Below are 12,257 nucleotides of genomic sequence, written 5' to 3'. Positions count from 1 at the left end.
AGGGATTCGGACTCGTTTTCTGTGCATGTCTGGCTTTGGCTGCCTGTGGTGGCGGGCGTGAAAAGGCGCGGGATGGCAACGGGTTAGGGGTCCGCGGTCTGCTCAAGCAGGCCTTTGCCGGCGGCGATGAAACCAGCTTCGAGGGCGGTGGATTGTGTGGCGATCCGCTGCTCGTGGGCGAACGAATCGGCACGGTGGACGGCAACGGTGTCTGCGGGGTCGAGGATGCGGTGAGCCTGAGGGCCATCGGCTCGGTCACGCTGAGCCAGCCTGCGACGCTGAATTGCAAGACAGCTCAGACACTTAGGTCCTGGCTCGAGACCGGCGCGAAGCCTGCGATCGGCAAGCGGGGCGGGGGGTTGAGCGAACTCAAGGTCGCGGCGCATTATGCCTGCCGGACGCGGAACCACCAACGCGGCGCGAAGATCTCCGAGCACGGAAAAGGCAATGCCATCGACATCAGCGCCGTGCGGCTGAAGGATGGCACGGAGATTTCCGTGCTGCATCACTGGGGTCGCGGCAAGGATGGCAAGGCCTTGAAAGAGATGCACAAATCTGCCTGTGGTCCGTTTGGCACGGTGCTCGGGCCCGGCTCCGACGGGTTCCACAAGGACCATCTGCATTTCGATACGGCATCCTATCGCTCGGGCAGTTACTGCCGCTGAGGCGACAGGTTAACACGGCGGAGCCACGATTTTCGGGCCGGTCAGGTTAAGGCATCGTGCGGCGGGGTTAAGCCATCGGGCGGTCCCGGGCGCATACCAGATGTGGCCTGGTCCGGGCATTTCACCACACCGGGTTAACGAAAATTAACTCGCATCCACGGGGCGTTAACCCGAGTTTGGTACAAAACCTGCCGATTTTCGTACAGATTTGATTTTATGGTACCGATACCATTATCGACCGGGCTCAAGGCCGGGCCAGATTTGCGGCAAAATGGTTAACGGGCGGATGTGTCGCGTGACCCTGGCGCCGATTTCTTGAAAAGAAATCGGCCCGGATTCTTTTGAAGAATCCGGGCGCGGGTGGCGGATGTCAGGCGTCCGCAGGCGGCGGGGCGTCTGTGGCCTTCGGCGTGTCGTCGAGTGCGCCGTTCAGCAAGCCGTCGAGACTGCCATCCATGGAGACCCCCAGTTCCTCGCCCAGCTTCTTGAGCGCGGGCATCTGCACCGCCATGCCCATGATCGAATCCAGCGCCTGATTGACCACGGGCTTGTCACCGGACGCGCCGCCGCCGGGGCCTGAGCCGCCGCCAAGGCCGGTGACCTGATGGATTCGGATCGAGTCGATCTTCTCGACCGGCTTCATGGCCTGGGCGAGGATTTCCGGCATGGCCTCCAGCCGGGCCAGCGCGATCTTCATCGCGATGATGCCTTCGGAGAGGGCGTTCTCCGCATCGGTGATGGCGCGGCGGCCTTCGGCCTCGGCCAGCATGTCCTTCTTCTTGGCCTCGGCGCGGATGGTGATGGCGTCGGCGTCGGCCTGCGCCTCCTCGCGGCGGGCGTCAGCGCGGTCCTGCGCGGCGTCCTTCTCGGCCTGGGCGGCGAGGCGGACCTTGGTGGCCTCGCGCTCCGCTTCGCGGGCGGCCTCGATCAGGGCGATCTGCTTGAGACGCTCGGCCTCGGCCACCTGCTTGGCGGTCACCACCGCTTCCATGGCTTTCGTGGCCTCAGCGCGGGCAAGGTCGGCGGAGGCGCGGGCGCGGCTCTCTTCCTCGGATTTCTGCGCGATGATGATCTGGCGTTCCTGATCGGCCACTTCGAGCTGGCGCTCCTTGGCGATCTCGGCTTCGCGGATCTTGCGCTCGCGCTCAATGTCGGCGGCGCGGATGGCCTCCTCGCGGGCGATGCGGGACCGCTCGGTCTCGCGCAAGCTGTCCTCGCGGCGGGCGGCAATCTCGGCTTCCTGCGCCGCCTGCATGGTCGCGACCTGCTGCGCCTGCTCGATGCTGGCCTGCTTCTCGTCGCGCTCGATGGCGAGGCGCTGGCGCTCCGCTTCCATGGCGGCGCGGCGCACGGCGACCTCGGCCTCGGCGTCGATGGTGGCGCGTTCCTTCTTCGAGGTGGCGATGACCTCCGCGAGGCGGCGCATACCCACGGCGTTGAAGGCGTTGTTCTCGTCGAGCGCCTCGAAGGGCGTCTGGTCGAGCGCGGTCAGCGAGACGGATTCGAGCGAGAGGCCGTTTTTCAGCAGGTCCTCGGAAACGGTGTTCTGCACCTCCTGCACGAAGTCGGCGCGGTTCTCATGAAGCGAGTCCATGGTCATCTGCGCGGCCACGGCGCGCAGACCGTCGATCAGCTTGCCTTCGATCATCTCGCGCAGCTGGTCGATGTCGAAGGTGCGCGCGCCGAGGGTCTGCGCGGCGCGGGCGATGCCCTCGTCGGTGGGCTGGACGGAGACGTAGAACTCCACACCCACGTCGACGCGCATGCGGTCCTGTGTGATGAGGGCCCCGTCGCCGTCGCGTTTCACTTCGAGGCGCAGGGTCTTCATGTTGACGGGGGAGACCTCGTGCAGCAGCGGCACGACGAGGGTGCCGCCGTCCATGATGACTTTCTTGCCGCCGGCGCCGGTGCGCACGAGGCTGACTTCGCGGGTGGCGCGGCGGTAGAGGCGGGCGAGGACGAGGCCGATCAGCAGCAGGAAGCCGAGGGCGGAGACGACGATAATGCCGAGTGTCACGAGATCCATGTCTTTGAAACTCCTTTAGATATCGGTGAGTGGAACAAGGCGGTAGCCGCCGTCCAGCTTGTGCCGGAGGACAAGGACTTCGCTGCCCTGTGGAATGCGGGCGTCGTCGCGGAGCGGCTCGGCGCGCAGGTAATGGGTGTTGCCGTAGCGGTCGGTGACGCGCACCTCGGCGGGGCGGTTCCGGGCGGCGGTGCCTTGCGTGACCACACCGGGGCGGCGGCCGAGGTGGCGCTCGGAGAGCGATTGCGTTTCGGTTTTCGGCAGAAGCCGGGCGAAAAGCGCGCCGAAGTGGCGGGCAAAGAGGAAGGCGACGATCAGCGCTGGTACGGCGGCGACAGTGGCGGGCACGGGGGTGCCGAGAAGCTGCTTGACGACCGACTGGAGGAACAGCCCTGTGGTGCCGAAGGCGAGCAGGATCGAGGCGAGCCAGATCAGCGCGGGCATCTTGCCGAAGCCGAGCCAGGCGGCGATGCCTGCTTCGGCGGCGCCAGCGGGGGTGTCCATGTCGGGGTCCGCATCAACGTCGATGTCCGTGTCGATGTGCAGGTCCGGCAGTTCGAAGTCCGAGGCATCCACATCGAGTCCGTCGAAGTCGATATGCAGGTCGCCGACGTCCATGTCGGTGCCATCGAGATCCGGCCCGTCCCCACCTGCACCGAGCAGCGTTCCGCCGAGAATGGCAAACACCAGTTCGAGCGCGAGCAACCCGAAGAGCAGCGCAAGGGCGACGGTAAAGGGGACGTAAGGTCCGGTCAGGAAGGGGTCGAGCATGGCTTTGACGGCTTTTCGGTATGCATTGGTATACTGAATAGATGGGGTGATCACGGGATCGTTACAAGGGGTGCGTGTCGGATTTTCGACCGGATCGCAACGGGTTGGTTGCAGGATGCCGGAAAATCCGGGCGGCGGGTAGTCAGGTATTCCGTTGCGGAAGCTTTGCGCGTGCTTTGATCTGGTCCGAGGTTTCGCGGCTGTTGTCGTGGGACCACCCGGGCGGCGCGACGGCGTAGAGGAGGCGCTGGCGGAGGGTCAGACCGGGTTGCGTGATGTCGCGCCAGATGCCGACCCATTCGTGGAAGGCGACGCGGATCGGATTGAAGGTGCCGATGTTGTGGACGAGGCCGTAGTCCGGTTTCTCGGCGGGGTCTTCGGGAACGAAGGTGCCGAAGAGTTTGTCCCAGACGATGAACACCCCGGCGTAATTGGCGTCCAGATAACGCGGGTTGCGGCCGTGGTGGACGCGGTGATGGCTGGGGGTGTTCATGATGGCCTCGACCCATTTCGGCAGGCGGTCGATGGCCTCGGTGTGGATCCAGAACTGGTAGATCAGGTTCAGCCCGCCGCAGAACAGCACCATGGCCGGGTGAAAGCCAAGCAGGATCAGTGGAGCCCGGACGACCATCATGAAGGTGAAGGTGTAGGTCCAGGTCTGTCGCAAGGCGGTGGAGAGATTGTAGTGCTGCGAGGAGTGGTGATTGACATGGCTGGCCCAGACCCATCGGATGCGGTGCCCGAAACGGTGCACCCAGTAGTACCGCAGGTCGTCGAGGATAAAGCACAGGATCAGCACGGGCAGCGAAGTGCCAAGGTCCAGCGGCGTGATCCGCCATAGCAGCATGAAGAAGCCCCAGGCGACAAAGCCGAGCGCAATCCCCGATGCGACATTGCCCGCGCCCATGATGAGGGAGGTGACGGTGTCGCGGGTCTCGTAGCGCCCGCCCCGCCCGGTGAGCCTGATCCAGAACAACTCGATGAAGATCGCCGCGATGAACACCGGCACGGCGAGGGAGACGACGTCGGGGTAGGTCAGCGTGTCGGTCATGGTGCAGCCTCGATGCGGGTGGCCCAGACGGAGGCCTCTTCGGGGTCGAGGGCCAGATGCACGGTGGGTGCGGTGTAGTCCGGCAGATGCAGGGTGAGGCCATTCTCCGTCCGCGTTGTTCGCGTGCCCGACAACAGTCGCGCCGTGCTGTCCGCGCCGATGGCGAAGACGAGGCCGGGCCCGATCATCGTGTCGACCAGCGCGGCATTGCCCGCACGGCTGAGAGCAAGGGCCTTGACCTCGATCTGCGGAAACTCGCGTTCCCATGCGTATCGGGCGTCCGCCTCGGATTCGAACCGGCGCGGCTTGTTCATGCCCATCACGACCGTTGCGATCATGATGGCGAAAATGCCCCCGACAACCAGCGGCACTAGCAGATGCAGTGGCATGATGATCCTCCCTCGCCTGCATTGTGCGCGGGTTTGAGTGCGTGTCAAAAGCTGCGTGGCGTCAGGATAGGGGTGCTACCAGTGGGACAATGCCCGCGACACGGGTGCATTGTTTCCAAGACATTGAAGAATATAGCGATTGTGGCAAAAACAGGTTGCCGCGCGCCACAATCCTGTCCAAATCTGTGTGCCGTGGGTGGGGGCCCACGACCCGGAGAAACACATGCGTATCCTGATCCTCGCCCTCGTCCTGGCATCCCAGACTTTCGCCATCGCGAGTGCGCCCTCGAGGCTCGGGCCGTATGGCGTCTTCTCCGGGTCATTCCCGGTCGCGGAGGACACCAAGAGCGACACGGAAGATGGAAAGAAGAAGAAACGGACGTGGGTGCCGCGCAAGCGGACCGTGGTCGTCTGAGGGTTTTCGGCTCGCGGCGCCAGAATTTGCTTCGCAAATCCGACGTGCGAGCCGACCATCGCGCGACGCCTGCGGCGCCGCGCGGAAACGGGCCTCCGGCCCGTGCGGGGGCGCTGCCCCCAAAAGGCTCTGCGAGCCTACCCCCGCGGTATTTTGGGACCAAAGAAGCAAGGGTTTCTTAACCAGAATCGTGTTGCCTGAGCGCACGGTACAGGCTGAGGAGCCGATGACCGTGACCGGAGAAGCCCCCCTGCTGCCACAGGCAGGGGGCACCCTGGTCTTCTTTGGTCCTCAAATACCCTCGGAGGTGCCCCACAGGGGCGTGGGGGCAGAGCCCCCGCCGCGCGCGAAGCGCGCGTTGGTCGCTTCGCGAAGCGAGGCGAAACCCTTCAGCTTCCGCTTGAGATCAGTGCCGACAGCACTGCCTTGGCTTCGTCCGAGGACCAGTCCGCGTCGCCCGTCAGGCGGGCGATTTCCTTGCCTTCGGGGTTCAGGATCACCGTCACCGGCAGCCCGAGGATGCCCATCTGCCGGGCCAGCGTGGACTTTGGGTCGCGATGCAGGGGCAGGTTGTCGACGCCAATTTCCTCGAAGAAGGCTTTCATCTTGGCAGGGGGATTGCGCGAGGTGGCGATGGTGAGCACCTCGAATGTCTCTCCGCCAAGCTCACGTTGCAGCGCCGCGAGCATCGGCATTTCATGGCGGCAGGGGGCGCACCAGGTGGCCCAGAAGTTCACCATCACCCACTTGCCCTGCCATTGCGACAGGGTCAGCGGATCGCCGTCGAAGGTCATGAATTCCGCCTGCCCGGCGTCCTTGGCCTCGGCGTGGAAGGTCAGTTTCTTCATGTCCCCGGCCCGCGCGGCCTCCGCGGCGGCGATGTCGGCGTACCCCGGATTTGCAAGCGCCATCGTGGCGGTATAGAGCAGCGCAAGACCAAGGTTTCTCATAATCCCTCCGAAGGATGCGATATGTCCGACAAGACCTCGAACCAGATGTGGGGCGGCCGCTTTGCCGCCGGACCGGATGCGATCATGGAGGCGATCAATGCCTCGATCGGATTCGATCAGCGGATGGCGGCGCAGGATATTGCCGGCTCGAGGGCCCATGCGGCGATGCTCGCGGCGCAGGGCATCATTAGTGTTAGTGATGCGGAAGCCATTCGGGAAGGTTTGCTCACGGTTTTGTCAGAGATCGAGGGCGGAACGTTCGCGTTTTCCACGGCGCTTGAGGACATTCACATGAATGTCGAGGCGCGGTTGAAGGAGGTCATCGGCGAACCGGCGGGACGGTTGCACACCGGGCGGTCGCGGAACGATCAGGTCGCCGTGGATTTCCGGCTCTGGGTCCGGGACCAGCTTGATGCGGCGGAGAGCGGGCTGTTGGCGCTGATCCGGGCGCTGCTGGCGCAGGCGGAGGCGGGCGCCGATTGGGTGATGCCGGGCTTCACGCACTTGCAGACGGCGCAGCCGGTGACCTGGGGCCATCACATGATGGCCTATGTGGAGATGTTCGGGCGGGATCTGTCCCGAGTGCGCGATGCGCGGATCCGGATGAACGAATCGCCCCTCGGTGCCGCGGCGCTGGCGGGGACGGGGTTCCCGATAGACCGGCACATGACGGCAGAGGCGCTGGGCTTCGACCGGCCGATGGCGAATTCGCTGGATGCCGTTTCGGCGCGGGACTTTGCCCTGGAGTTCCTCTCGGTGGCGAGCATCAGCGCGATGCATCTGAGCCGCTTTGCCGAGGAGCTGGTGATCTGGTCGTCTGCACAGTTCCGGTTCGTGACGCTCTCGGATCGGTTCAGCACTGGCTCCAGCATCATGCCGCAGAAGAAGAACCCGGATGCGGCGGAGCTGATCCGGGCGAAGATCGGGCGGATCTTTGGGGCGAATGTCGCCTTGATGATGGTGATGAAGGGTTTGCCGCTGGCCTATTCAAAGGACATGCAGGAGGACAAGGAGCAGGTCTTCGACGCGGCGGACAACTGGATGCTGGCGCTGGCGGCGATGGAAGGCATGGTCCGGGACATGACCGGCAACCGGGCGCAGCTTGAGAAGGCGGCGTCGTCCGGGTTCTCGACGGCGACGGATCTTGCGGATTGGCTGGTGCGGGAAACCGGGCTACCCTTCCGGGAGGCGCATCATGTCACGGGGGCCTTGGTGGCGATGGCGGAGAAGAAGGGCTGCGATTTGCCGGACCTGTCGTTGGCGGAGATGCAGGGCGTGCATGCGGCGATCACGGAGGGGATTTTCGACGTGCTGACGGTGCAGAAATCGGTGGCTTCGCGGATGAGCTATGGCGGCACGGCGCCGGAGCAGGTTCGGGCGCAGGTGAAGCGGTGGCAGGAGATGCTGGCGTGAGGGCGTTGCTGGTGCTTGCGCTGCTGGCGTTGGCCGGCTGTGGGGCGGATGGCGAGCCGCTCAGGCCGGGGAGCGAAGAGGCGGCGCAGTGAGGCTGCGGCACCTCTGGCTGGTGTTGGCGCTCTGGGGGGCGGTGCACCCGATGTACTGGTTCGTGACCTTCCTGCGGGAGAACGGCTGGGACTTTGGCGCGATGATCGACGCCTGGTATGTCAATGCCTCCACCACCGGGCTGACCTGGGATCTGACGATCGCGGCGGTGGTCTTGACGCTGTGGATCATCGCGGAGGTGGCGGTGCGGCGGAACGTCGTGGCGCTTCTGGCGATTCCGGCGACGTTTTGCATCGGGGTGAGTTGTGGCTTGCCCTTGTACCTCTATTTCCGCTCGCGGCCGGTTTGATCCCGGCGGGGTGAAAATTTTGTCGGGGCAAAATTTTGGTCGGGGCTTTGCCCCGGAACCCCAGAGTATTTTCCGAAGAGAAGAAAGCAGGACGGGGAGGCCCTTTCCCCGGCGTCCCGTCTGGGCTACATCGGCGCGGGTTTCGCGCAGGAGGCGGCTTTGGATCATTTTCTCTATCGGGACGGCGCGCTGCATGCCGAGGATGTGCCGCTGAGCGAGATCGCGGCGGCAATGGGCACGCCGTTCTATGTCTATTCCACAGCCACCCTGCAGCGGCATTTTCGGTTGTTCGACGAGGCGCTGAGCTGGGCGCCGTCGCATCTGATCTGTTACGCGATGAAAGCGGCCTCCAATCAGGCGATCCTGAAGACGCTGGCCGCCGAAGGAGCCGGCATGGATGTGGTCTCCGGCGGCGAGTATGCGCGGGCGAAGGCGGCAGGGGTGCCGGGAGAGAAGATCGTCTTCTCCGGGGTTGGCAAGACGCGCGAAGAAATCCGCACGGCTCTGGAAGGCGGCATCCGACAGTTCAACGTCGAGAGCGAGCCGGAGATGCGGGCGATTTCCGAGGTTGCGACCTCGATGGGGGTGGTTGCGCCGATCACCATCCGGGTCAATCCGGACGTCGATGCCAAGACCCATGCGAAGATTTCCACCGGCAAGTCCGAGAACAAGTTCGGGATTCCGCTGGCCTGGGCGCGGCAGGTCTATGCCGAGGCGGCCTCTCTGCCCGGTCTGAAAGTCGTCGGCATCGACGTGCACATCGGCTCGCAACTGACCGAGTTGGAACCCTATGAGTTGGCGTACAAGAAGGTCGCGGAATTCACCAAAGCCTTGCGGGCAGACGGACACGAGATCACCCGGCTCGATCTGGGCGGCGGGCTTGGCATTCCCTATACCCGTTCGAACGAGGCCCCGCCGCTGCCTTCTGATTACGGTGCGCTGATCCAGCGCACCGTCGGCCACCTTGGCTGCGAGATCGAGATCGAGCCGGGACGGTTCATCGCGGGCAATGCCGGGCTGCTGGTCAGCGGCGTCATTTACGTCAAGCAGGGTGACGGGCGCAGCTTCCTGATCCTCGACGCGGCGATGAATGACCTCATCCGTCCGGCGATGTACGACGCGCATCACGAGATCGTGCCCGTTCTTGAGGCGGACGCCGGTGTGGACCTGCTGCCCTATGACATCGTCGGGCCGGTCTGCGAGAGCGGCGATACCTTTGCCAAGGGGAGGCTGATGCCGCCGCTCAAGGCCGGGGACTTGCTCGCTTTTCGCAGCGCCGGGGCTTATGGCGCGGTGATGTCGAGCGAGTACAACACGCGGCCCCTGATCCCGGAGGTTCTGGTCAACGGCGATCAATTCGCTGTCATCCGGAAACGTCCGACCTTTGACGAAATAATAAACCGCGATACGCTACCAGAATGGTTGTAAGCGTTCCCGCCGGGGCGCACCCCCGGACCGGAGCACTGGATGACCGATCAGAAACAGCCGCTCGGCGATATCCTTGGACGCACGCGTGATGCGCTCACGCTGACCTGGCTCGGCATGTTGGCCGAACAGGTGGTGCGGGCGTTCTGGCCGCTCTGGACGTTGGTGATCGCGGTTCTGGCTGTGTTGATGCTGGGCTGGCAGGATGCGCTGTCCGGAACGGCGCTCTTGTGGAGTGGTGTTGTTCTGGGCGGAGTGGCGATCGGGCTGGCGGTCTTCGGCCTGCGGCGATTCCATTTGCCGACGCGGCGCGGGGCGCTGGAGCGGATCGACGCGCGGATGCCGGGGCGACCGATCTTCACGCTTCTCGACAGGCAGGCGACAGGGCACGAGGATGCCGCCTCGCGGGCGGTCTGGGCGGCGCATCGGCGGCGAATGGAGGCCTCGCTGGCGGCGGTCAAGGCCGAAGCCCCGGACCTCAGGCTGTCGAAGCAGGACCCGTTTGCGCTGCGCTATGTCGGGCTGTTGTTCCTGTCGGTGGCGATCCTGTTCGGCTCGCTGGTCAAGGTCGGCTCCGTGACGGGCATGGGTGCGGGCGGTCCGGACCTGACGCAGGGGCCCAGCTGGGAAGGCTGGATGGCCCCGCCGCCCTACACGCGGTTGCCGTCCGTGTACCTGAATGACATCACCGCGCCGTCGATGGACGTGCCCGAGGGGGCGCAGATCACCCTGCGCATGTACGGTGAAGTCGGTGCGCTGAGCGTACAGGAAAGCATTTCCGGGAGGCCGTTGCCGGAGGAGGGCGCGGTGCAGACTGCGCAGGATTTCGAGGTCGTGCGCTCCGGCGAGTTGTCGATTGACGGGCCGGGTGGGCGGCTCTGGCAGATCGCGATGATCCCGGACAATGCGCCGAGCGTGAAACGCGATGGCGAGATCGAGGCGTCTTACGAGGGGGAGGCGCAGATTCCGTTCAGCGCAAGCGACGATCACGGGATCGAGGGCGGCTTTGCGACGTTCACGCTGGCGCTGGATCAGGTGAACCGGCGCTATGGCCGCGAGATCGAGCCGGAGGCCCGCGCGGCGATCGAGGTGCCCCTGCCGATGCCGATTTCCGGAAGCCGGGCGGAGTTCACGCAGGATCTCGTGGAGAATTTCTCGCTGCATCCCTGGGCGAACCTGCCGGTGAAGCTGGAGCTGTCGGTGCGGGATGCGCGCGGGCAGACCGGGCTGTCGGAGCCGGAGGTGCTGACCCTGCCGGGGCGGCGGTTCTTCGATCCGGTGGCGGCGGCGGTGATCGAACAGCGGCAGGCGCTCTTGTGGAACCGCAAAAATGCTCGCGAGATCGGGCAGATCCTGCGTGCCGTGACCAACAAGCCGGGCCCGGAGTTCCGCAAGCAGGTGCTGGCGCTGAAACTGCGCACCCTGCTCGGCCGGGTCGAGGCGCTGGGCCGTCACGGGATGACGGACGAGCAGCAGGCGGAATTGGCGCAGGCGATGTGGGATCTCGCGCTGGAGTTCGAGGAGGGGGATCTGGAGGACGCGCGGCAACGTCTGCAGCGGGCGCAGGACCGGCTGGAAGAGGCGATGAAGAACGGCGCCTCGGATCAGGAAATCGCCGAGCTGATGCAGGAATTGCGGGAAGCGACGCAGGATTACATGCGGCAGCTGGCACAGGAGCAGCGGCGGCAGGCGCAGGAAAACCCCGACAGCCAGCAGCAGGGCAACCCGGGCGAGTCCATCGAAATGTCCCAGGACGACATCCAGCGCATGATGGACCGTATTCAGGAGTTGATGGAAGAAGGCCGGATGGCGGAGGCCATGGAGGCGATGCGCCAGCTGCAGGAAATGCTGGAGAACATGCAGATCACCCAAGGTCAGGGCCAGGGCGGCCAGTCCCCGGGTGAGCAGGCGATGGAGGGGCTGTCGGAGACGCTGCGCGATCAGCAGGAGTTGTCGGATGACAGCTTCCGGGACCTGCAGGACCAGTTCAACCGCGGCCAGCGGCAGGACGGACAGCAGCCGGGACAAGAGCAGGGCCAGCAGCAAGGCCAGCAGCAGGGACAGGGCCAGCAGGGTCAGGACCGCGGCCAGCAGCAGGGGCAGGGCCAGCAGCAGGGGCAGCAGCCCGGACAGGGTCAGGGCGAGGCGCAGAATGGTCAGGGCCAAGGCGAGCAATCGCTCGAACAAGGGTTGGCGGAGCGGCAGCGGGCGCTTCGGAACGAGCTGAACCGCCAGCGGCAGAACCTGCCGGGGCAAGGCACGGAAGCGGGCGACGATGCCGCCGAGGCGCTGGGCCGGGCCGAGGGCGCGATGGATCGGGCCGAGGAGGCGCTGCGCGGCGGCGACCTGGCCGAGGCGATCGACAACCAGTCGGAGGCCATGGAGGCGTTGCGCGAGGGCCTGCGCAGCCTCGGCGAGGCGATGGCGCAGCAGCAACAGCAGGGGCAGGGCCAGCAGGGCTTTGCCGAAGGCGGCGATCCGCAGGAGCAGCGCGATCCGCTGGGCCGCAACCCGGGCAACACCGGCCAGACCGGCACCGACGAGGGCATGCTGCAGGGCGAGGATGTGTACCGCCGGGCGCAGGACCTGCTCGACCAGCTGCGCGAACGCTCGGGCGAGCTGGAGCGGCCGCAGGCAGAGCTGGATTACCTCGGGCGCCTGCTGGAGCGCTTCTGATCGCAGACCGGGGCGTCCCGTCTTCTTTGGTCCCAAAATACCTTGGGGAGTCCGAAGGACGGGGCAAAGCCCCAGG

Annotated in this window: 11 protein-coding genes; 6 read left to right on the top strand and 5 right to left on the bottom strand. The window is 65.4% G+C overall.

Features of this window, described 5'->3' with window-relative positions:
- Nucleotides 1-35 precede the first annotated feature (35 nt).
- Nucleotides 36-665 carry an extensin family protein gene (locus tag ACP159_RS00300; RefSeq protein WP_425097609.1) on the top strand — a complete coding sequence of 210 codons (630 nt, stop codon included), beginning with the start codon at nt 36-38 and terminating at the stop codon, nt 663-665.
- 370 nt (nt 666-1,035) lie between these two features.
- Here ACP159_RS00300 and ACP159_RS00295 read toward each other — a convergent pair whose 3' ends face one another.
- From ACP159_RS00295 to ACP159_RS00280, 4 genes are all read right to left on the bottom strand, one after another.
- Nucleotides 1,036-2,691 (bottom strand): flotillin family protein, encoded by a 1,656-nt coding sequence (locus ACP159_RS00295; protein WP_425097608.1) that lies wholly within the window; start codon nt 2,689-2,691, stop codon nt 1,036-1,038.
- A gap of 15 nt (nt 2,692-2,706) precedes the next feature.
- Nucleotides 2,707-3,462, bottom strand: a complete 756-nt coding sequence (locus ACP159_RS00290) for an OB-fold-containig protein (protein WP_425097607.1) — start codon at nt 3,460-3,462, stop codon at nt 2,707-2,709.
- A 142-nt stretch (nt 3,463-3,604) separates the two neighbouring features.
- Nucleotides 3,605-4,513, bottom strand: a complete 909-nt coding sequence (locus tag ACP159_RS00285) for a sterol desaturase family protein (RefSeq protein WP_425097606.1) — start codon at nt 4,511-4,513, stop codon at nt 3,605-3,607.
- Nucleotides 4,510-4,902 carry a hypothetical protein gene (locus ACP159_RS00280; RefSeq protein WP_425097605.1) on the bottom strand — a complete coding sequence of 131 codons (393 nt, stop codon included), beginning with the start codon at nt 4,900-4,902 and terminating at the stop codon, nt 4,510-4,512. Before ACP159_RS00280 ends, ACP159_RS00285 begins: the two co-directional genes overlap by 4 nt.
- Before the next feature lie 223 nt (nt 4,903-5,125).
- Here ACP159_RS00280 and ACP159_RS00275 point away from each other — a divergent pair, with 223 nt between their 5' ends.
- Complete coding sequence (locus tag ACP159_RS00275) at nt 5,126-5,317, top strand: hypothetical protein (RefSeq protein WP_425097604.1); 192 nt, start codon at nt 5,126-5,128, stop codon at nt 5,315-5,317.
- A gap of 389 nt (nt 5,318-5,706) precedes the next feature.
- On the opposite strand, the gene ACP159_RS00270 is transcribed toward ACP159_RS00275, so the two are convergent.
- Entirely contained in the window at nt 5,707-6,267 is a 561-nt protein-coding gene (locus ACP159_RS00270; protein ID WP_425097603.1) for a TlpA family protein disulfide reductase, read from the bottom strand.
- Between the two features lie 21 nt (nt 6,268-6,288).
- On the opposite strand from ACP159_RS00270, the gene argH reads away from it, so the two are divergent.
- The 4 genes from argH to ACP159_RS00250 all read left to right on the top strand — a co-directional run bounded on the left by argH (nt 6,289) and on the right by ACP159_RS00250 (nt 12,181).
- Complete coding sequence (argH, locus tag ACP159_RS00265) at nt 6,289-7,680, top strand: argininosuccinate lyase (protein ID WP_425097602.1); 1,392 nt, start codon at nt 6,289-6,291, stop codon at nt 7,678-7,680.
- 94 nt (nt 7,681-7,774) lie between these two features.
- Nucleotides 7,775-8,080, top strand: coding sequence for a DUF2834 domain-containing protein (locus ACP159_RS00260; protein WP_425098182.1), 306 nt, complete (start codon nt 7,775-7,777; stop codon nt 8,078-8,080).
- A gap of 159 nt (nt 8,081-8,239) precedes the next feature.
- Nucleotides 8,240-9,508, top strand: a complete 1,269-nt coding sequence (gene lysA, locus ACP159_RS00255) for a diaminopimelate decarboxylase (RefSeq protein WP_425097601.1) — start codon at nt 8,240-8,242, stop codon at nt 9,506-9,508.
- A gap of 39 nt (nt 9,509-9,547) precedes the next feature.
- Nucleotides 9,548-12,181: a DUF4175 domain-containing protein gene (locus ACP159_RS00250; protein ID WP_425097600.1), complete on the top strand. Its 2,634-nt coding sequence runs from the start codon at nt 9,548-9,550 to the stop codon at nt 12,179-12,181.
- The last annotated feature ends 76 nt before the right edge of the window (nt 12,182-12,257 follow it).

The sequence above is a fragment of the Tropicibacter sp. S64 genome, assembly GCF_049803835.1.
Classification (GTDB): domain Bacteria; phylum Pseudomonadota; class Alphaproteobacteria; order Rhodobacterales; family Rhodobacteraceae; genus Pacificoceanicola.
The sequence above is the reverse complement of the archived record's forward strand: the minus strand, read 5'-3'. Positions and strand labels throughout refer to the sequence as shown.